Here is a 19,453-nt window from a genome sequence, read left to right on the forward strand (position 1 = left end):
CTCTATCTACATCCACGTACCGAAAAGGTCTTGTACTGCCTGCCTGGAATAGCCATCCTCGCCCCGCCAGTTGACTACCGCGAAAAAGTCGTTTTTTCCGCCGCGGCCCGGCCTGTCTTTGGTCGTCGCCAAAATGCCTGCCGACGCGAGAATTTCCATGAATGCGTCCCGCTCATTTTTGCTGGACGGAAAAAGCCCGGCAAGCCGCTTCTCCAGTTGACGTGCAGCATCTGTAGGCTCGCAGCTTTCAATCGCGGCAAGCACCTGGCGCCAGATCGCCACGTCTGCCACTGTGACTTCCAGCTCCAGCTCCGGCTCCTTGCTCATGAGCTGCAAATCTTGCAACACATACGGAAGGTAATTCAAACGAACGCCGCCCCACTTGTGTCTTTCAAAATTCAGCACGTTCATATCTTCCTCCGTGTACGATTCCAGACCTGCGATATGATAGCTGTCGCATACATAGCAATCTCCGTACATGGCGTAGGCAACCCCGTTTGCTGGAGCGGTGTAGCGGCCTGCATTGCTTTCAAACGAATGCTGCACAAACTGACGGGTCAATACCCAGCTTGCGAGTGCGCTGCGCAAGTGAATTTTTCGGGTGGACAAGCTGTGCAAAAAGGCTTTCGCCACCTTCTCCTTCGTCACTTGTTCGTGCAATTCCACGATTTGCCGCACCGCCTCATCGTGATGAATCGTGAGCGGATCGAACATCATCCCTTTGCTTTTTGCATAAACAAAATCTTCCCCCTCGTATACATAAGGACGGTCTTTCCAGCCTTGGCTGCTCCAGAATGTCTTCAGCAAAATTTGCTTCGCTTTTTTATCCATAGAAGGTTTCCTCCGATTTGTTTTTCCCTTCCATATTTTAGCGCATAATTTGTTCCTGACTATCAGACTATAAGCCTCATTTTCCAAAATTTATCGTCTGGGACTGCCATTCCCAAATAACAACAAGACCCCATCCAGCTGACGGATGAGGTCTTGTGTTTTTGTTTTGGCTTTAAGCCGCTATTATTTTACGTCGAGGCGCTTCATGATGTCGTCGAGCAACAAGTTGGCTGCTTTGACGCCGCCTGCTGTGTTCCAGATCGTTTCGCTTACTTGGAATACTTGATTGTTTTTCGCCACGTTCAACGATTTGAATACCGGGCTGTCCATCCATTTTTTCGACATTTCGGTGATCGCTGTGTCGCCTTTCGCTTCCGATACCCAGTAGAACAGGACATCCCCGTCCATTACAGACATGCCTTCTTCGGAAACAAATTCCGCGAAGTTGTCTACATTTTGCGAGTCTGGACGCGCTACACCCAACTGGTCGAGCAAAACGCCGCTGAACGTATCTTTTTGATAAATTTGCACGCCTTTTTTCGAGTATTTCACTACAGATACTTTCGTTCCGATCTTGGAACCGAGCTTCTCTTTCGCAGCTGCTACGCGATCGTCGAACTCTTTGAGCACTTTCTCGCCTTCTGCTTGCTTGTTCAACGCTTCTGCGTACAGCTTGAAGTTGGTTTTCCATCTGCCGGACAGCTCTTCGGAGAACACGGTTGGCGCAATTTTGGACAGTTGATCGTACACTTTCTCGTGACGAACTTTGTTACCGATGATCAGATCAGGGTTCAGTCCGACGATGGCTTCGAGGTTCGGTTCATTTTCAAAGCCCAAAGCCTCTACTCCTGCCATCTCATCCTTGATGTGATCGTACCAAGGCTCGCCATCCCACGATTGCACAGCAGCAACTGGTTTCACTCCCAGCGCCAGCAAAGCTTCTGTACCTTCGTTGGTCAGGATGACAACGCGTTGCGGTGTCCCTTTGATTTTGGTAGTACCCATGGCGTGCTTGACTTCGCGCTCAGCGTTGGCATCTGCTGCCGGAGCGGTTTGAGCTGGCGCTGTGCTTGTTTCTGTCGTCGCCGCTGGCTGGGTTTGCGTTTGTTGCGCCTGGTTGGCTCCGCCTCCGCAACCTGCCAGAACAACCAACATGCAAAACGCGAACAAGCTGGTCATAATATGGCGCATGGAACGTGCGCTAGTCTGTCTTTTCATAACGAGATATGCCCCCACTTCTATCGTTCACTTGATTGATAACAATTATCAATTGATAGTATATAGAGACTGCTCGCGCTTTTCCATGCACGCCATTGTCCGTTTTATATGGACGGGATTGCCTTCAAAAAATACGACATGCAATTGTGGATCATGTACTCCCTGCCGAGCGGTCCCCACGGGTCCCAATCTCTTGTTTCCGGATAGTAGACCTGTTTCTCGCGCACGGCGCGCAAGCTTCTCCACAACGGATTGTGCCAGAGACGCTCCACATGCTCTTTTTCGCTCCAGAACAGGATGATTCTCTCCGGGTCCAGCTCAAGCAGCGTCAGCAGGGCATCGGGTTTGTACGAAGCGTGCGTCACGCGAGGATCGGGCTGGAAACCGAGCTTGTAGTAAAACAGGTCAGTCAACGCATGGCCTTCCGTTCCGTACAGCCGCACCTCGTCTTCCAGCACTCTCACGATCGTCCAATGACCTTTTCGCGTAACCGGGAGCAGCGCGTCTTTTGCCTGTTTTTCCACTTTGTCTACATGGTGGATCACCCGTTCGGCCTGGCTCTCCTTGTTGAAGACGGTCGCAAGCTGAAGCTGGTACTCGTACCATTTCAAATAGCCGTTGAAAATGACTGCCTCGCCCAGCTTCGCCCACTGCCGCTGCTCCTTCTCCGCGCCCGTGTCAATCTGCACGATTACATCCGGCGACAAGGACAAAATATCTTGCGGCGTAATGCTCTGCTCGGCATTGAGCGCCTTCGTGCCGCGCAGACGCTGCTGCAAATAAATCGGGAATCCGGTTCTCGTCGAAAAATAATTCGGAAAAGAAGGAGCCGCAATCGGCTGGATGCCAATCGCCAGAAAATGATCCTGCAAAAACAGCTTGCTTGCCACAGCCACTCGCTGTCCTGCCTGCTTCATGTAGATTTGCGGCGACAAGCCTTCGCGCTTTTTGAACAGGCGGCTGAAATACAGCTCATCCGAGAAGCCGACGCTGCGCGCTACATCCTTGACCCGATTGGCGGAGGAAGATTCGCAGAGCATCGCTTTCGCCTCGTCCATTCTCAGCTGCGTCAAATACTCTCCGGGCGTCATTCCCACCGCCCGCTTGAACGCGCGGCAGTACGAGCTTGGCGTAAGACCAGCCAGCTTTGGCAAAGCGCCAAGATCCAGTGCTTCGCGAAAATGCTTTTTCATATAGTCAATCGTCGCGGCAACAGAGGTGTCGCCTCCCTGCTGGCGAGCTTTTTGCTCCTCGCAGGCGGTTGCAAGCAAATCGCAGAACAGCGCCTGCGCACGCAAATACGAGACGCAATCTTCTTCCGCTTCCTGTCCCAGCCGGAACAGCTCCTCCAGCTTCGCCGCGAACGACACCGCCGAAGAGACAGGGAATACTTCCGCTCCTGTCCACTGTTCGGCTGGATGCGGCTGCTCTGTGTGCAGCGCCACTTCCTCATCCCTGCCAGTGCTCGTGACAGCTCCCAGCGCTCCCGTCCGTGCGTACTGCAATCGGTATATGTGAACCGGCCCTGCGTGGAAAACCAGCTCGTCTACGTGCATCGCAGGAGTCAGCATGATGAGCTTGCCTGCTTCCAGCACATGCTTTTTCGCGTTGACGGTAATTTCCCCGCTTCCCTCCGCCACGTAGCACAGGACGTAATCACTCACTCGCAGCTGCTCCAGACGAAACCCTTTTTTCAACCGATGCTTGCGAAAAGCTGTCCATACATATGCATGACAATTCCGGCCATTCCTCATCAGACTCACATCCCTGCTTTCGTCCCAACATCGGTCCTATACAAGAAAAAAGTAGACAAGCATGATTGAAAATCTTTTGCCTGTACTACTTTTTCCCGTTGGATCATGTTGGGTTTCTATTAGCGTATTTTTGCTGCACGAAACATCAAGATGAACAAATACGGCGCTCCCAGCAGCGCAACGACGATGCCGGAAGGGATGTCTTTGGGGATCATCACGACTCTCCCCAACAGATCAGATGCAGCCAGCAATACCGCACCCAATAATGCGGAAACGACGACGGCTTTGCGATGGTGGGCACCAACCAAAAGCCGCGCCGCATGAGGGGCGAGCAGGCCGATAAAGCCGACGGCCCCCACGCTGGCGACTGCCGCAGAAGCGAGCAATACCGCAATCGTTGCTACGGCCAGCCTCGTCTGGCGCACTTTCAGCCCCAAGCCGACTGAACTCTCGTCGTTAAAAGCGAGCAAATCGACACGTCGTCCCAGCCACCACGCGAGCGGCGTCAGGATGACGATTGCGGGGAGCAGCCGACTGATTTCTGTCCAGCCGCGGCCGTATGTACTGCCTGCCATCCAGGCGAGCGCCGGAGCCGCCAAAAGCTGCGCTTTGACAATCAAAATATTAATGAAGGCCGCGCCAGCAGCGGCTACCGCGATACCTACCAATGTAAGAATAACCGGGTTTAACCCTCTGCGCCACGATACCGCGTACACAATCGCAGCGGCGGCGATCCCGCCGAGCATGGCTCCAAGCGGCATCCAGGAAGAAAACTGCGGGAACACAAGTAGCAGCAAAATCGCCCCTACGCCCGCACCGCTCGTCACCCCGACGATTTGCGGGTCTGCCAGCGGGTTGCGCACAGCGCTCTGCATGAGACTGCCGCTGATCGCCAAGGCTACGCCCGCAAGCATCGCTGTCAATAACCGCGGCATTCTCAACTCAAACAACAGCTGGCTGTACATCTCGTTGCCTTGCCCCATGAACACGGCGATAATCTCGGACCACGGCAAATACAGATTGCCGATCGCCAAACCGGACATCCAGACGATAGCAAGCAGCACACAGAGCAAAATTACAATTAGCGGATATGGAACAGAGCGCTGCCAGCCACCTACGCTCATGGATGTCTGCGCCCCGGAGCCAGTGCTACCGCTCAGCTTGCGAGATACTCGCATAGCCAGCCAAATCAGCCACGGCCCGCCAATCGCTGCCGTCACAGCGCCAGCTGGCAATTCCCCATAGGCGTTGATAAAAGTACGCGAGATCGTATCGGAAGCAACGAGAAGCGCGGCCCCCCAAATCGCGCTGATCGGCAACAGCCAAATGTGCCGTGTCAGTCCGCTAAGCCGCACCAAATGCGGAGCTACCAGACCGATAAAGCCGATCGGCCCGACCACGCTGACGCTGACACACGTAATCAAGATCGCGATGAGCATGGCAAAAAGACGCGTTTTGCCTACTTTTTGCCCAAGCGATTGAGCCGTTTCTTCGTTGAAGCTGAGGACGTCGAGTTGTCTTGCCATCAGACAGCTTAACATAATTCCAAGCATAATCAGCGGCCAGCTGAACTGTACCCCTGACCAGTCGTTTTGCTTCAAAGAGCCTGATCCCCAGATGAAGATGCCTTGTGTCGTTTCTTCATTAAATAAAATGATGGCGCTGGTCAACGATGAAAACACGAGAGTCACGATCATCCCGGATAACGCCACGCGTATCGGTGTTCCTTTTCGCCCGCCCGCCATGTAGTACACAGCGGCGGCAGCCAGTATTCCCCCTGCCATGGCAAAAGGCAACGGATACTGGTGCAAAATCGCGGGCCAGAAAACCAGTCCGCAAACGACAAACATGTAGGCACCCGCATTGACGCCCAAAGTCGTTTCCGAAGCAAGCGGGTTTCGCGTCACGGTTTGCATCATCGCTCCGGCGACCGCCAAAGCTGCGCCTGACAAAAGCCCCATCACCGTTCTGGGCAGTCGTACGCCCTGAATCATCTGATGGTCCGCAATATCCTTGGGAGCAGTGATCGCCTCAATGACGGTGCGCACCGAAATATCCGCCAAGCCTTGCGTCAGGCTGACAAACGTGAGCAGCACCAACAGAACGAGGCCGCCAAGCAGCATCCATAACGGCCTCAAGCCTCCTCTTGAAGAAGAAGGGGCTTGATGGACGCCGCTTTGGGCATAGCTTTCACGCTTGGCGAGACTCATTTCGCCAGCAAATCAGCAGCTTTTTTCGCCATGATCTGTGCGGACAACGGACCGCCGTATGGCCACATGTCTCCGCCCAATGCGTAAATGCGGTTTTCTTTTACAAATTTGAGACCGTTCCAGACCGGATTGTTTTTCAGCTGGTTCTCGATGACGTTATCATCATCTTGAATGATGTGCAGGAAGTTCGCATCCTGGAGCGCAGGCAGAGCCTCGACATCCGTCGTGGTCATTCCGTTCATTTCGAATTTCTTAGCCTTGTAAGCGTTAGTCAGACCGACGCGGTTCAAGATTTGAATCGCTGTGGAGTTGTCTGTGGACAGACGAAATTCTACGGCATTCTGGTTGCTGTAGCCCATCGCCAGTACGATTGGCGTTTTGTCCATGCCTGCTTTGACGATGCGCTCTTTTGCTTCGGCATACGTCTTGTCGAGGTCTTGCAATACTTTTTCTGCTTCGGCGTTTTTGCCCAAAATATCCGCGATTTCTTTGAAAGTGTCGATCATGCGGGTATACTGATCGCCCTGGCCTTCAGCCGGATTGGAATCAAACGCGATCGTCGGAGCGATTTTGCTCAATTCGTCGTAGTTGGCTTCCACATTTCGTTTCATCCCGATGATCAGGTCAGGCTTCGCCAGCATGATCGATTCCAGGTTTGGTGCGACGCGGCTGCCGACATCTACTACCTCTGGGGCAATTTCCACAGGGAGTTTCACCCATTTTTTCATATTCGGAATATCTGCAATCCCTACAGGTTGTACGCCGAGAGCCAGCACGTGCTCAGCGCTGCTCCATTCCAGTGCGACAACGCGTTTAGGAACACCTTTGATTGTTGTTTCTCCCATCAAGTGCTTTACCGTACGTACTTGCTCGGCAGATTTGTCTGCTTCCGGCTGCGGCGTTGCCGCGTTTGGCTGTGCCTGTCCGGAACCGGATTGCGTATTTTGGTTAGCGGCTCCTCCGTTCCCGCACGCTGCCAGCAAAAGCATAGCCGACAAAAAGACGAGCAGGATCGGCAATTTCATGAAACGCATGTAATGACTCCCCCTTTTTCTTTGCAAGCATTCTAAAGATGATTACTGGTGATGGTCATGTCTTCCACTATGCATGATAATGATTATCATTTTCCTTGTCAATATTAGAATATGCAAATAAATCAATAGCCTGAGTCATTTACTACATGAAAAAAAGACACCTGCTCAGTCAAGAGACAAATGCCCTTTTTCTTAGAATTGAAGACACTTTTTTAATGCCTGCATGAAGGTAAGTTGATCCTGATTACTTTGTAAGACCTTTTATTCTTCGACAACTTTTCTAATAAGTACCTTCCATTCGCCATTAATTTTTTTGACTTTCATGGTTTTCTTTTGCTCAACATTTTTATAGTTCATAACGAATTGAATTTCTGCTAGATCCTTATTTTTATAATTTACTTCCTTTATGTGATAGTCAATTAAGCCCCCGCTTTTTACTGAATCGATAAACTTCTCCCTGTCAGGATATTGTCCAGGATTGCTTTGATCAATTAAATCATACGCACTTTCTGCTTGTCCTGTTCGAACCATTTCCAGGTACTTATCAAGTGTTCCTTCTGCTGTAGCATGCCATCCAAAGTATTGAAAATAAATAAATGCTGCGAAAATGATTGCAACAATGAGTGTTACATATTTAAGAATTTTTTGTTTCAACACAAAAACCACCTTCCATTTTTACCCTTAAATGTGTTGTAAATAGATTGTAGCATGAGTTCATAAAATTACGATGTTTTTGATATTATGCAGTTTAGTCCTAAACTAAAAACTTTACTTTTAACATCTTTAGCTATACTTACACTTGCAACTCCTATGGCTTTAGCCAAGCCTGGGGATGTTATCAAAACACCCGAGTCAGGAAATGCTAAAGTCCATGAGTCAACGATTACCCCACTGATGGAGGAAAAACTATTATTTAGTGCTGATTTCGATGTGACCACGCACTATCAAATTAAAAAAAGTTTCAGTATTCCCACAGGTAAGTATGGACTTAAGATCGCATCTACCGCAAAAACCAGAGGTCTAGGCTCTAGCTATGACATTGTTCTTGAAGAAGAACAGGCGTGGGCAGATGGTTGGGCCGAAGTTGAAACAAATACGTTCAAATCAGGTACTTCAACTAAAACCTATTATGACGCTGGGCAAGGTCATACTTATCGATTGAGGGTTGTGGGAAATGTCTCAGGTACGTTGTTTACATACGCGTTTTAATAATCCTACCTTGTCAGGGAGAGGTAGACTATGATAAAGCGCTTCGTTAAACTTGAGACCACTAAAAAAGTCATTTAACCAAAGAAGGTACTGACACCCAAAATGAGATGGGGAGCAGTACCTTCTTTGGTGTATCACGAAAGTATCTAGGCAATAAAAGTAACGTCCATTGTTACTGTCTCCAAGCAAGGAGGGAGGATTTTTCCGGATTTTACGCTTCTTTCGGCAACACAATTCCCCGGTAAAGGCGAACCGTAATCAAATAGTACAACGCGTAGATCACAACGAAGATAGATGTCGGAATCCAGATGTTTTTATACGGCTCAAGCAAAATGATCGAAAACATCTCCATCCCGATCAGCACATGCAACAAACCGATGACAGCCGGGAAGATGAACACGATGAACAGCTCTTTGTAAATGGAGCCGACGAGCATTTCCTTGCGAACGCCGATCTTCCGCAGCATGCTGTAGCGGTCTTTGTCACGAGTCGCCCCGGACAAAATCTTGAACATCAGGCAGCTTGCCATCATCGCCAAGAAGGCTACGCCGAGGAAGAAGCCCATGAACAGCGTTCCGCTTGTGAATGCATACGCTTGCTCATAGACGCTGTATTTAGTCTCAAGCGAAAATTCCTCGTCGTTGTCTGCATCCTTGTCCATATACTCAGGCTTGAGCAGTTCCTTTTGCCGGGCATCCATGGCCTTCAGTTGTTCTTTGTACTTGACAAATTCGTCCAGCTTCACCAAAACAACTTTGTGCTCGCTGCCCTTGACTTGGTTATAAATCGAAGGGTCTACAACTTGCACAGCGTGCGACCTTTCCATTTTGTAGCTGCTCATAAATTCTCGCGAGATTGCCTGGCTCCACTCTTCTGGAAGCTCTTTAGGCTGTTGCTTGTCGTCCTCATCGCGGTACATGATATATGCTTTTTCCGTCAAAGGCTGACTTGCCCGTTTCAAGCTATTTTCCGGCGAGTAGCTCTCCATCGTGTTGGCAGAAATCAGCGGAGGGTGCGCCAGCAAATCATCCTTGAGGTAATAGATGGTTTTTCCGTCTTTTTTGTAGCGGTACTCGTTTTGCTCCAGGACTTGCATGGTAGCAAGCGCCTGAAAATCTTCATGGCCCGGGTCTTGCAGTGTAACGTCGTAGCCGCGTCCGATGCTGGCAACCAGCTCTACGTTTTGCTGGAAAGCCATACCGCCCGCCATCGCTCCGACCCCGAGTGCGATCAGCATGGCGACCGTACCCAAAATTTTCGTCAAATTGTTCACGCGAAAACGCAGTTGGGCAAACGTGAAAGCATTCAGCTGACGATCGTTCAGCTTTTTGTTGTTTTTCAAAATTTGCACGAATACCGGAAGCAACGAGATGAAGACGAGATAAGTTCCAATCGTCGTCACGACCGCCCCGACAATGAAGCCTGGAGCGACATAATCTCTGAGATGCGTCAGCAAATAGTAGCCGAAAGTGACCAGCAAAATGCCGAGGATCGCAACTACAATCGTCCCGATGCCTTTTGCCTTGACCTGGTCGTTTTGCTGATCGGCGCGAATCAAGTCCAGCTCGGTCGCCCGCGCCAGCCGAATGGCGTTGATCGTCGAGGTGAGCAGAAACAGCACGAGGAAAAAGCCCCATGTCATCAGCAAAGACGGTACGTAAAATGGAAAGTACCCTTCTGTGGAAATATCGAGCAAGCTCATCAGCAATTGCCCGATTCCGCTGGACAGCGCGATGCCGACGAGGCTACCGATCAGCAGGGAGACTATGCCCATCAGCAATGTTTCCCCAAACAACATCTGGCTGATCTTGGCTTTTTTCGCCCCGAGCACCATGTACATCCCGAGTTCTTTACGCCTTAGCGCAAGCAAAAACGAGTTCGCGTAAAAGATGTAGAAGATCGTAATGAACGCCAACAGAAAGGCCCCTACATTGAAAACGATGCCGATAGAGCGGATCATCGAGTTCGCTTTCACATAATCGGAGTTCATGGCTAGCGTCTGAAACATGTAAAAAATCGAGATGGAAACGACCAGACCTACCAGGAGCACCAGGTAGTCTTTCATCATTTTCCGCATACTGGATAACGATAACTTCAACAACATGGATGTTCCCTCCTAGCGCACATCATGAGATGCACCCAGCTCGGCCAGTACATCCAAAATTTGTTTGAAAAATTGCTGACGGTCCCCTGTGCGATGAATCTCGGTGTACAAGCTGCCATCCTGGATGAAGAGGATGCGTTTGCAGTAGCTGGCACTGAAAGCATCGTGTGTGACCATCATGATCGAGACTTGGTGTTTTTCATTCAGATCGGTCATCGTCTCCAGCAGGCTTTTGGCGTTTTTGGAGTCAAGGGCACCTGTCGGCTCGTCGGCAAGCAAAATCGCAGGCTCATGCACGAGCGCGCGAGCAGCGGCAGCACGCTGTTTTTGGCCTCCAGAGATTTGTACTGGGTACTTTTGCAAAATTTCGCTGATGCCCAACGTTTGAGCCACTTTGTCTACTTTTGCGCGGATTTCTTTGGATGCCACTCCTTGCAGCGATAGCGGCAACGCAATATTTTCGTATACACTCAAATTTTCCAGCAGGTTAAAATCCTGAAAAATGAACCCGAGCTTCTGCGAGCGAAAATCGGCAAGCTGGTTTTGTTTCATTTGTGTAATGTTGGTTCCGGCGATCTGGATAAAACCTGACGATGGCCGATCAAGCGTGGAGATCACGTTCAAGAGCGTCGTTTTTCCCGATCCGGACGGCCCCATGATTCCTACAAATTCTCCCTTTTCTATCGTCAGCGATACTCCTTTTAGCGCATGCGATTGACTCTCGCCTTTTGATCCGTATACTTTTTCAACGTCTTTGACTTCCAATACAGCTGTACTCACGCGTTGTTCCTCCATTCGTTTTTCCGCGCCAAGCGGTCTTCCGTGTTGCTCTTCCCTATTAACTGTAACCAGTTTCCAGTTTGAGAGCTATTGAACTACCTTACAGTTTGCTTTCGTTTTTGTAAGGTGGGGGGAGGCAACTGAAAGATTGCACAGACAAAAATGCCGCGGGAGATGGCGCGGGAAAAACGCCACCGCTTTTGGAGTGCCTGTCGAGCGGCTGCACTGGACGCTTGAAAGCACAAAAAGCCATCCGTAGTGGAATGGCTTTTTTGGCTCTTATTTCTTGCTTTTGTTCTCCTGCTCCCTTTTCACGATCATGTCGACGAACAGGTCGATTTGCGCCTTGATCGCGATTGGGTCGTAGCGATAGAAAGTATCGAAATCGTTGTAGAAAATCCGGTTGTTTTTCGCTGCCGGAACGGCTTTCCAGACAGCCGAGTTTTGCAAGTTTTTCAGCGCCTCGCTATTTTTCTCCGGGTCGTAGAAAGTCAGGAACATGTAATCAGCCGCGTACTCTGGCAGTGTCTCCATGGACAACTGGAGAGTCTGGTTTTTAGTGGTGTCCGGGTGCGGCATTTTCAGCTTCAATGCGTTATAGACCGCTTGTCCGCCACGTCCGGCGTTGTCGCCAAATACCCACAAGTCGCCTTTGTTGGTCAGCTCGTACAGACCGACAGTGGCGTTCTCATCCACGATGCCCTTGATCTTCTCACGGCCTTCGGCAGCCTTTTTGTCAAAGTCGGCAATGAACGCCTCTGCCTTTTCCTTTTCACCCACGAGGTCGCCAAACAGCTTCACTGTGTCGTAAATGTTCGTCGTCGTGCCGTAAGGGAGAAAAACGGTCGGCGCGATTTTGGACAGGGCTTCGTAGTTGTCGTCATACATGACGACGATCAGGTCAGGTTGCAGTTCCAAAGCTTTTTCCGGGTTGACCCGCTCGCCTACATCCTGGGCACTTTTCAACTGCTCGATGATGAACGGGTTCTTGAACGCCATCGTTTCCGCTCCGATGACGTTTCCGCCTACTGCCAGCAGTTCGCCTGCATAGTAGTCCGTTACGATTCGTTGCGGCTTTTCAGGAATCTGGATAGCTCCTTTGGATGTACCAAAGCTGCGCGTTTTTTTCTCTGCCGCTTTGTCCGCAGCTTGCTCTCCTGCGGGTTGATTGGCAGCCCCGCTGTTGTTCGAGCTGCCAGTTCCTCCGCATGCTGTCAGCAGCAGCGAGAGCATGAAAACCATGGAGAGGACGGCAATGACCATGTTGTTTTTTCTCACGATGAAACCTCCATTATGTAAGAATAAGCTCGATATTCTGGTATTGATTCTCATTATCACCAAAAATCATAGCAAGTGTAACTTTGACTGTCAATCGTTGCGTACGCCCAACACAAAACAACAACGCACAGGTTCGCCCCATGCGTTGTTTGTTAAGCTTTGCTCAGCAGCTTTCCAATAGAATCAGAATCAGAACCGACAAACAACTCCTTCAAAAACCAGCCGTCACAAGCAGGGACGGGGCCTGCCAGTTCCATTCATGCCGAAGTCGTTTCGGCCAGCTCGGCAAGCCTTCCTTTTATATCTTTCGTACAGACGCCGCCATGATAGGCAATTACGCTCCCGATATCCAGCTTGGCAAGCTTCGCGATTGATTGCACCGCGGCTGCCCGGTCCGGGGTAAAATCCGGATTGAATGACAGGAGGACGCCATCCTCTGCTGTCAAAGCATCGCCTGAAATCAGCGTTTTGCTCGGGATGTGGTACAAAGAAATGTGGTCCGGGGAGTGGCCAGGTGTGTAAATCACTTGAATCCCGCCTGCATACGGAAGAATATCTCCATCATGAAGAGCTTGATCCACTTTTACCGGAGTAGCAAAAGCACCGCTTTTCAACAGAGCAGTTTCCCCTGCCAGATAAGGAATCGCCACTTCATGGGCAAGCACCTGGATTCTTCCCTCGCCGTATGAGACAAGCTCGGACAGACTGCCGATATGGTCGCGATCCTGGTGGGTAATGATGATCTTCGTCAGCTTTTCCAGAGGGATATCTGCCTTGGCGAGCGTGTCCCGAATGAGCGGCAGCTGACCTGCAAGCCCTGTATCTATGAGCACCACTTCTTGCTCATCCCACAACACAGCCGTGTGGACGACGAATGGGCTTCCTCCTGCATCCATCTCCAGTTTGATTGTTTGTATTCCTTCGCGTGCAGCCACATCAAACACCTCCCGCATCTAGTCAAATGGAAAAATCTCCTCTTTTATGTTCCCTGACCGCCAGCAAGAATCCTTTTGGCCGCGAGAGTCGGGACGGACATGCTACTTGCATCGGGCGTCAACTGACTAAAAGAAAAATGACCGTCGCTTCATGGACGGCCATTTCTTTTCCTTATTATTTCCCTGCCTTTTGGCTGTACACTTCTTTTCCTTCTACTAACGTCAAAATGACCTTCGCATTCTTGATTTCAGTGGCCGGAATTTCGAACAAGTTTTTGTCCAGAACGATGAGGTCGGCTTTTTTGCCCACTTCGAGCGAGCCTGTAATGTCGTCTACGTGGTTGGCGTAAGCCCCGTCAATCGTAAAGCTGGCGATCATGTCAGGCAAAGTGGCGCGTTCATTCGGGTTGGCGATTTTCGCCGGGTCTGTCACGCCGTCTTCGATCCGGGTGATGCCTTGCTGGATGCCGTGAAGCGGGTTGAACTCCGGCGTCACGATATAGTCGGAAGAAGAAGCGATATGCACGCCTTGATTCAGGAAGCTTTTCATCGGGTATTCTTGCTCTGCGCGCTCATGACCGAGGTATGGCACTTCGATCTCATCGTAGTAGCCTTCCTCTTGCATGAACCAGAACGGTTGAACGATGCCGACAGCACCGAGCTTTTTAAAGCGGGCGATATCATCGCTGTTGACGAGCTGCAAATGAACGAGAGAGTGGCGAGCATCGTGCTTGCCGTTTTGTTTTTCGGCATATTCCATGCCATCGAGCGCGACCCGTGTGGAAGCATCACCAATCGAGTGCACATGCAATTGGAAGCCTGCCTTGTCGACAGCCGCTGCCGTTTTGTTGTAGACGTCCGGCTTCCAGATCAGTTCGCCGTTTGTATGTTTATGCTCATACGGCTTTTCCAGATAGGCCGTAGCACCTTCGACAACGCCGTCCATAAAGATTTTGACCGCGTTCACCTGGAACAACGAGTTTTGATTGCGTTCACGGATTTTGACAAACTCGGCAATCTGCTCCGGCCCTTTGTCCGGGTTAGCCGTGATCGCATTGCGGAAACGGATGGTCAGCTTGTTTTCGCGGGACAGTTCCTCGTATGCTTCCAGCACGTTTGGATAGCGCAGCATGTCCGGGTCGCGAACCGTTGTAACTCCGCGTTCAACCGCTTTGTGCTGATATTCCTCGATCCCTGCTTTGTACTGCTGCACGGTGTAGCCGCCGATTTTGGACAGGACCAAATCCATTGCTTTTTCGCGCAGTGTCCCGGATGGCTCGCCCGTTTTCGGGTCGCGCTCGATGATGCCGCCTTCCGGATTTTTCGTTTCTTTTGTAATGCCAGCAAGCTTCAGCGCAGCCGTATTGACCCACAACGAGTGTCCGTCATCGGAAGTCAAGGCAATCGGAATCGCAGGGACGATCGCATCCAGCACTTCTTTGCGCGGCCCGATGCCAGGTGCTACCGGATTGCTCCAGCCACGGCCCTGGAAAGCGACTTCTTTCGGATGCGCTTTGGCAAACTCGGAAATCACTTGGGTGTATTCCTCCATCGTGCCTGCGTCAAACAGGTCGATGGAATAGATCAGTCCTGTTGTCTTGCTCGCATGGGTATGGCTATCGATGAAGCCTGGCAGCACCATTTGCCCTTTCAAATCGGTCACTTTCGTCGTTTTTCCGATGTACGCCTTGGCGCCTTCGTTCGTGCCGACATAGACGATCTCGTTTCCACGAATGGCGACAGCCTCTGCCCAGTTTCTGTTTCTGTCTACCGTATATACGGCACCGCCCGACAGGACGACATCCGCTGGCTGTACCGCCGCTTTTTGCACAGGAGCACCCGCTTGTCCGGCTCCCTGGCTTGTCCCTTGGGCAGCAAAAGCAGGCAGTGGCAACATCAATGCCGTTGCCAGCAATGCGCTGGTCCATTTTTTTGCAAACAACACAATCCCCACCTATCTCTTTATCTTTGGTAAAAAACACGACAAACCTGATTGTAGCATCGCAACTCAGAAAATTCCATGAAATCCCTTGTGAAAACTCGTATTTTTCCCCGATTTTTGCCGAAATTGCTCGACTTTCATCGAAATCGCTCGCCAATTGGAAAAAGGTTGCTTTGACATCGCACGAAGGAACATTTACACTAATTAATGTTTCATGTGATTAATTATTAACTAACGATACTATTAACCATGGAAAGCAGGAGCGATAAACATGTCCAGTCAGTCTTCCCTTACCGATTTCGAACAGCTCTACATCCAGGTGCAGCGAAGTGTATCCGCCAATTGGCACAAGCGCCTGGACCCGCTCGTATCCGCTTCCCAAGCCATGATTTTGCGCATGCTCGACAAAAACGGCCCGCAAAAAGCTTCCACTCTGGCAGAGCAGCTGCGCATTACTCCCGGAGCCGTCACCAGTCTTTCCGATAAATTGATCGCCTGTGGCTATGCCAGCCGAAGTCGTGTCAGCCATGACCGTCGGGTGGTCTATCTGGAAATAACCGAGCGAGGCAGCGAGGTTTTGCAGCAGTACAAAATCGAGCTGAAGCGGACAGTGGCAGATTTGTTTGCTGGATTGTCAGACGAAGATCTGGCGCATCTGAACCGTATCTACCGCCAAGTTTTGCATAACATCGAAAGCGCAAGAGAGGAGAATCAAGCATGAGTGAGTTAACGGACAAGAAGAAAATTACGATCATGATTGCGATCATTACCGCCATGTTTTTTTCAGCTATCAACCAAACGATTATCGGTGTCGCCATGCCGCGCATCATCGCCAAGCTGGGCGGGATGGATTACTACTCGTGGGCGATCACGATTTACTTGCTGACGTCAACAGTCGCCTCCGTACTGGTCGGAAAGCTGTCGGACATTTATGGACGAAAGCCGTTTTTATTGGCCGGGATTGGACTGTTTAGCATCGGGGCCTTGCTGTCTGGCTTCTCGGGAACGATTTTTCAATTGATCACCTATCGGGCGATTCAAGGCGCTGGTGCCGGGATTATTATGTCGACCGCTTTTACCGCCATGGGCGATTTGTACGAACCACGGGAAAGAGCCAAATGGACAGGGGTCATGAGCGCTGTGTTCGGCGTCTCCAGTGTGGCTGGCCCGCTCTTGGGCGGGTATATCGTCGATCATCTGGACTGGCATTGGGTGTTCTGGATTTTCTTGCCGATTGGCGTGATCGCTTTTACTTTGATCCTGCTTCACTTCCCGCGCGTGGAAAAACGTCAGGGTGAATCGGTGGACTACTTCGGCTCCCTGTTTTTGACGACGACCATCGTGCCGATGCTGCTTGCTTTTTCCTGGGCAGGAGACGGCCCGAACAAATACGCCTGGGGCTCCTGGCAAATCATCAGTCTGCTCGCTGTCACCGTCGTCTCTTTGGGCATCTTCCTGTGGACAGAGACAAAAGTAAAAACGCCCGTCCTGCCGCTTGGCTTGTTTAAAAACAGCGTGTTTACCGTTTCCAACCTGGTCGGCTTCTTCCTGAACGCCGGGATGATGGGTGCGATCATTTACGTGCCGTTCTTCGTCCAAGGGGTAAAAGGCATCTCGCCAACCATGGCCGGCTACGTCGCCATGCCGATGTCGATTGCCATGCTCGTGACCTCGGCACTCGCCGGTCAATTGATGACGAAGACAGGCAAGTACAAAAAAATGGCGATCAGCGGACTGCTCGTCATGACAGCCGGGATGGTGCTGATGTACTTCATGGTGCCAAGCACCCCGATTTATTTGCTCGTCCTGTACATGATCATTCTCGGACTGGGCATGGGGATCGCCATGCCAGTATTCTCCCTGACGGTGCAAAATGCCGTCGCTCCGAAAGAGCTTGGGGTCGCGACCGCCACTTCCCAACTGTTCCGCAACCTCGGCGGTACGATCGGGATTGCAGTCATGGGCAGCGTCATGAGCGCCAGCATGACCACGAAAATGACCCAGCTCTCCGCTGGAATGGGGCAAACAGGCGCGATGCCGAACGATCCGGCCTTGGCCGAGAAGCTGGCGCTGTTTAGCAATCCGCAAAATCTGCTCGATCAGCCGAAGATCGAAGCAGCTCTGCACAGCTTGTCGCCGGAATCGCAAGCCGCCTTTGTTCACGTGCTGGATATGATCCGCGATGCCATGAGCTACGGCATTACCACGACCTTTTTGACAGGAGCAATCGTGGCTGGCTTCGCTGTCGTGATCGCTCTGTTCCTGAAAGAAATCCCGCTGCGCGGCCAAAGCCAGAAGCAACCGGAAAAACGCGCAGCTGACAACAGCAGTGAGTGGGACGGCGTTCAGCCTGGAAAAGCTTGATCATTGATCATAAACATGGATCATTCGCCGCGTTTTTCGGAAACGGAGACGCCAAAAAGACGCCAGTATCGTGCTGGCGTCTTTTTGCGTTGCATCGCGCTCCTCAACCACAAGCAGCCAACCCCTCGTCGCACCGCTTGCTCCCTTACAACTCGGCTCGCCCGGTACGAATGGCATGGGCGTAATCCATCCAGCCCTCCGCTTGCTGCATCGCGCTCCTCAACCACAAGCAGCCAACCCCTCGTCGCACCGCTTGCTCCCTTACAACTCGGCTCGCCCGGTACGAATGGCATGGGCGTAATCCATCCAGCCCTCCGCTTGCTGCATCGCGCTCCTCAACCACAAGCAACAACCTCTCGTCGCACCGCTTGCTCCCTTACAACTCGGCTCGCCCGGTACGAATGGCATGAGCGTAATCCATCCGGCCCGCCGCTTCCGCTTTTTGGGCCGCCTGTTCACAGTCGTACGGAAGCAACACCTGCTCCAACTTCCACCCCTCATCCTGCTGCTGCAAAACGGCGTATTTGGCATGCGGCGTCATCGATTCCATCGAGTGGGGATAGGGCGTCTCCTCAAAATAAGCTGGCAGCCCCACGCTTCCCGGATTGACGATCCACTTTCCATCCGGCAGCCACATGGACCGCTGCACATGCGTATGCCCGCAAACGATGATCTTTTGCGGCACAGCAGCAAGCTCAATCATTAACTCAGTCACGCTTTTGTCGTCAGTCCCGTACGGCGCCACCCTTTCCATCAAGTAGGCATCGTCGGCAAAAGGCGTTCCGTGGCAAAACAGTGCATCCTCGTACACATATGACTTTTGGAAGGTCCGCAGCCAATCCAGCACCTCCTGACCAAGCAGCGGCTTCACATACTCATAGGTGGGAGATTCGAAATGATCCTGCAACAAATACCGATCGCAATTGCCCATGATGGAAACGATTGAAGGGCGGTTCATCAAAAGCTGTGCCGTTTCGACCGGAGCAATCGGGCCGAACAGCGTGTCCCCCAGATTCACGATAGCTTGAATCCCCCGTGAATCGATGTCCTGGAGTACAGCTTCGAGCGCATAAACGTTGCTATGTATGTCAGAGATAACGGCTATGGAATGATTGTGCTTCAAGACAGATCGCTCCTTCTCACATAGTGCTTATCATCCATCATACCGCTCCACACCTGGATGCTCCAGCAAAATGAAGAGAACAGCCGGGTATTCAAACTTTCTGTAAATAGTATGTCACTTTCGTTAAATAGATTGATTAAATTCCGAAATTAGCTAATATTAGTATAACACATTTAAAGAACCTGGCTCGGACGAACCTTTTGCAACAGGAGGCTGCTGTCATGAACTATGTCAAATCGGTACTCAAGCAATTCTCGATTCCGTCTTTGCTTCAGTTGATTTTGAACATCTCTCTGATTGTTTTGGCCGTCATCCTCTGCGTCCTGCTCGTCAAGGAATTGATCCACTTTGGCAAAATGATGCTTTCTGCCGATTCGACCTTGAATGAATTTCTGGAAGCCATCATCGCCTTTTTTCTCTACTTCGAATTTATCGCCATGATCGTGAAGTATTTTCGCGAAAACTATCATTTTCCCCTGCGCTACTTTTTGTACATCGGCATCACGGCGATGGTTCGCCTGATCATCGTCGATCACCACAATCCGCTCAACACACTGATTTACTCCGGCGTGATTCTGATTTTGATTGTCAGCTATTACATCATCAACAAAACTCCGGTCGAGCGGCCAGGGAAGTAAATAACGCATCATGCCTGCAAATCGGGGATGTCT

The 19,453-nt window shown here is 51.0% G+C and carries 16 protein-coding genes; 4 read left to right on the forward strand and 12 right to left on the reverse strand.

Annotation, left to right across the window (positions count from 1 at the left end):
- Positions 1–6: 6 nt before the first annotated feature.
- From EDM60_RS24775 to EDM60_RS24800, 6 genes are all read right to left on the reverse strand, one after another.
- Positions 7–831 (reverse strand): hypothetical protein, encoded by an 825-nt coding sequence (locus EDM60_RS24775; RefSeq protein ID WP_122966320.1) that lies wholly within the window; start codon positions 829–831, stop codon positions 7–9.
- A 183-nt stretch (positions 832–1,014) separates the two neighbouring features.
- Complete coding sequence (locus EDM60_RS24780; RefSeq protein ID WP_122966321.1) at positions 1,015–2,049, reverse strand: ABC transporter substrate-binding protein; 1,035 nt, start codon at positions 2,047–2,049, stop codon at positions 1,015–1,017.
- Between the two features lie 104 nt (positions 2,050–2,153).
- Entirely contained in the window at positions 2,154–3,803 is a 1,650-nt protein-coding gene (locus EDM60_RS24785; protein WP_122966322.1) for an AraC family transcriptional regulator, read from the reverse strand.
- Between the two features lie 119 nt (positions 3,804–3,922).
- Complete coding sequence (gene fhuB / locus EDM60_RS24790) at positions 3,923–6,013, reverse strand: Fe(3+)-hydroxamate ABC transporter permease FhuB (protein WP_122966323.1); 2,091 nt, start codon at positions 6,011–6,013, stop codon at positions 3,923–3,925.
- Complete coding sequence (locus EDM60_RS24795) at positions 6,010–7,047, reverse strand: ABC transporter substrate-binding protein (RefSeq protein ID WP_122966324.1); 1,038 nt, start codon at positions 7,045–7,047, stop codon at positions 6,010–6,012. Before EDM60_RS24795 ends, fhuB begins: the two co-directional genes overlap by 4 nt.
- Positions 7,048–7,308: 261 nt before the next feature.
- Positions 7,309–7,701 carry a hypothetical protein gene (locus tag EDM60_RS24800; protein WP_122966325.1) on the reverse strand — a complete coding sequence of 131 codons (393 nt, stop codon included), beginning with the start codon at positions 7,699–7,701 and terminating at the stop codon, positions 7,309–7,311.
- An 87-nt stretch (positions 7,702–7,788) separates the two neighbouring features.
- Between EDM60_RS24800 and EDM60_RS24805 the strand changes: the two genes are divergently transcribed.
- Positions 7,789–8,256: a hypothetical protein gene (locus EDM60_RS24805; protein ID WP_122966326.1), complete on the forward strand. Its 468-nt coding sequence runs from the start codon at positions 7,789–7,791 to the stop codon at positions 8,254–8,256.
- A 211-nt stretch (positions 8,257–8,467) separates the two neighbouring features.
- Here the strand turns inward: EDM60_RS24805 and EDM60_RS24810 are convergent, their stop codons facing one another.
- The 5 genes from EDM60_RS24810 to EDM60_RS24830 form a co-directional block, all read right to left on the reverse strand.
- Complete coding sequence (locus EDM60_RS24810; RefSeq protein ID WP_122966327.1) at positions 8,468–10,360, reverse strand: ABC transporter permease; 1,893 nt, start codon at positions 10,358–10,360, stop codon at positions 8,468–8,470.
- Positions 10,361–10,372: 12 nt separating this feature from the next.
- A complete protein-coding gene (locus EDM60_RS24815; RefSeq protein WP_122966328.1) occupies positions 10,373–11,140 on the reverse strand; it encodes an ABC transporter ATP-binding protein in 768 nt (255 codons plus the stop codon).
- 279 nt (positions 11,141–11,419) lie between these two features.
- Positions 11,420–12,418, reverse strand: a complete 999-nt coding sequence (locus EDM60_RS24820; RefSeq protein ID WP_371736948.1) for an ABC transporter substrate-binding protein — start codon at positions 12,416–12,418, stop codon at positions 11,420–11,422.
- A gap of 257 nt (positions 12,419–12,675) precedes the next feature.
- Entirely contained in the window at positions 12,676–13,353 is a 678-nt protein-coding gene (locus EDM60_RS24825) for an MBL fold metallo-hydrolase (protein ID WP_122966371.1), read from the reverse strand.
- A 175-nt stretch (positions 13,354–13,528) separates the two neighbouring features.
- The gene (locus EDM60_RS24830) at positions 13,529–15,295 is read right to left on the reverse strand and encodes an amidohydrolase (protein ID WP_122966372.1); all 1,767 of its coding nucleotides are present in this window, start codon (positions 15,293–15,295) and stop codon (positions 13,529–13,531) included.
- A gap of 271 nt (positions 15,296–15,566) precedes the next feature.
- Here EDM60_RS24830 and EDM60_RS24835 point away from each other — a divergent pair, with 271 nt between their 5' ends.
- Both EDM60_RS24835 and EDM60_RS24840 read left to right on the forward strand, forming a co-directional pair.
- Positions 15,567–16,016 carry a MarR family winged helix-turn-helix transcriptional regulator gene (locus tag EDM60_RS24835; protein WP_122966329.1) on the forward strand — a complete coding sequence of 150 codons (450 nt, stop codon included), beginning with the start codon at positions 15,567–15,569 and terminating at the stop codon, positions 16,014–16,016.
- Positions 16,013–17,659 carry an MDR family MFS transporter gene (locus EDM60_RS24840; RefSeq protein ID WP_122966330.1) on the forward strand — a complete coding sequence of 549 codons (1,647 nt, stop codon included), beginning with the start codon at positions 16,013–16,015 and terminating at the stop codon, positions 17,657–17,659. Before EDM60_RS24835 ends, EDM60_RS24840 begins: the two co-directional genes overlap by 4 nt.
- A gap of 376 nt (positions 17,660–18,035) precedes the next feature.
- On the opposite strand, the gene EDM60_RS24845 is transcribed toward EDM60_RS24840, so the two are convergent.
- Entirely contained in the window at positions 18,036–18,782 is a 747-nt protein-coding gene (locus EDM60_RS24845; protein WP_122966331.1) for a metallophosphoesterase family protein, read from the reverse strand.
- A 221-nt stretch (positions 18,783–19,003) separates the two neighbouring features.
- Between EDM60_RS24845 and psiE the strand changes: the two genes are divergently transcribed.
- A complete protein-coding gene (gene psiE / locus EDM60_RS24850) occupies positions 19,004–19,420 on the forward strand; it encodes a phosphate-starvation-inducible protein PsiE (protein ID WP_122966332.1) in 417 nt (138 codons plus the stop codon).
- Positions 19,421–19,453 lie beyond the last annotated feature (33 nt).

The sequence above is a fragment of the Brevibacillus parabrevis genome (assembly GCF_003710905.1).
Classification (GTDB): Bacteria; Bacillota; Bacilli; order Brevibacillales; family Brevibacillaceae; genus Brevibacillus; species Brevibacillus parabrevis.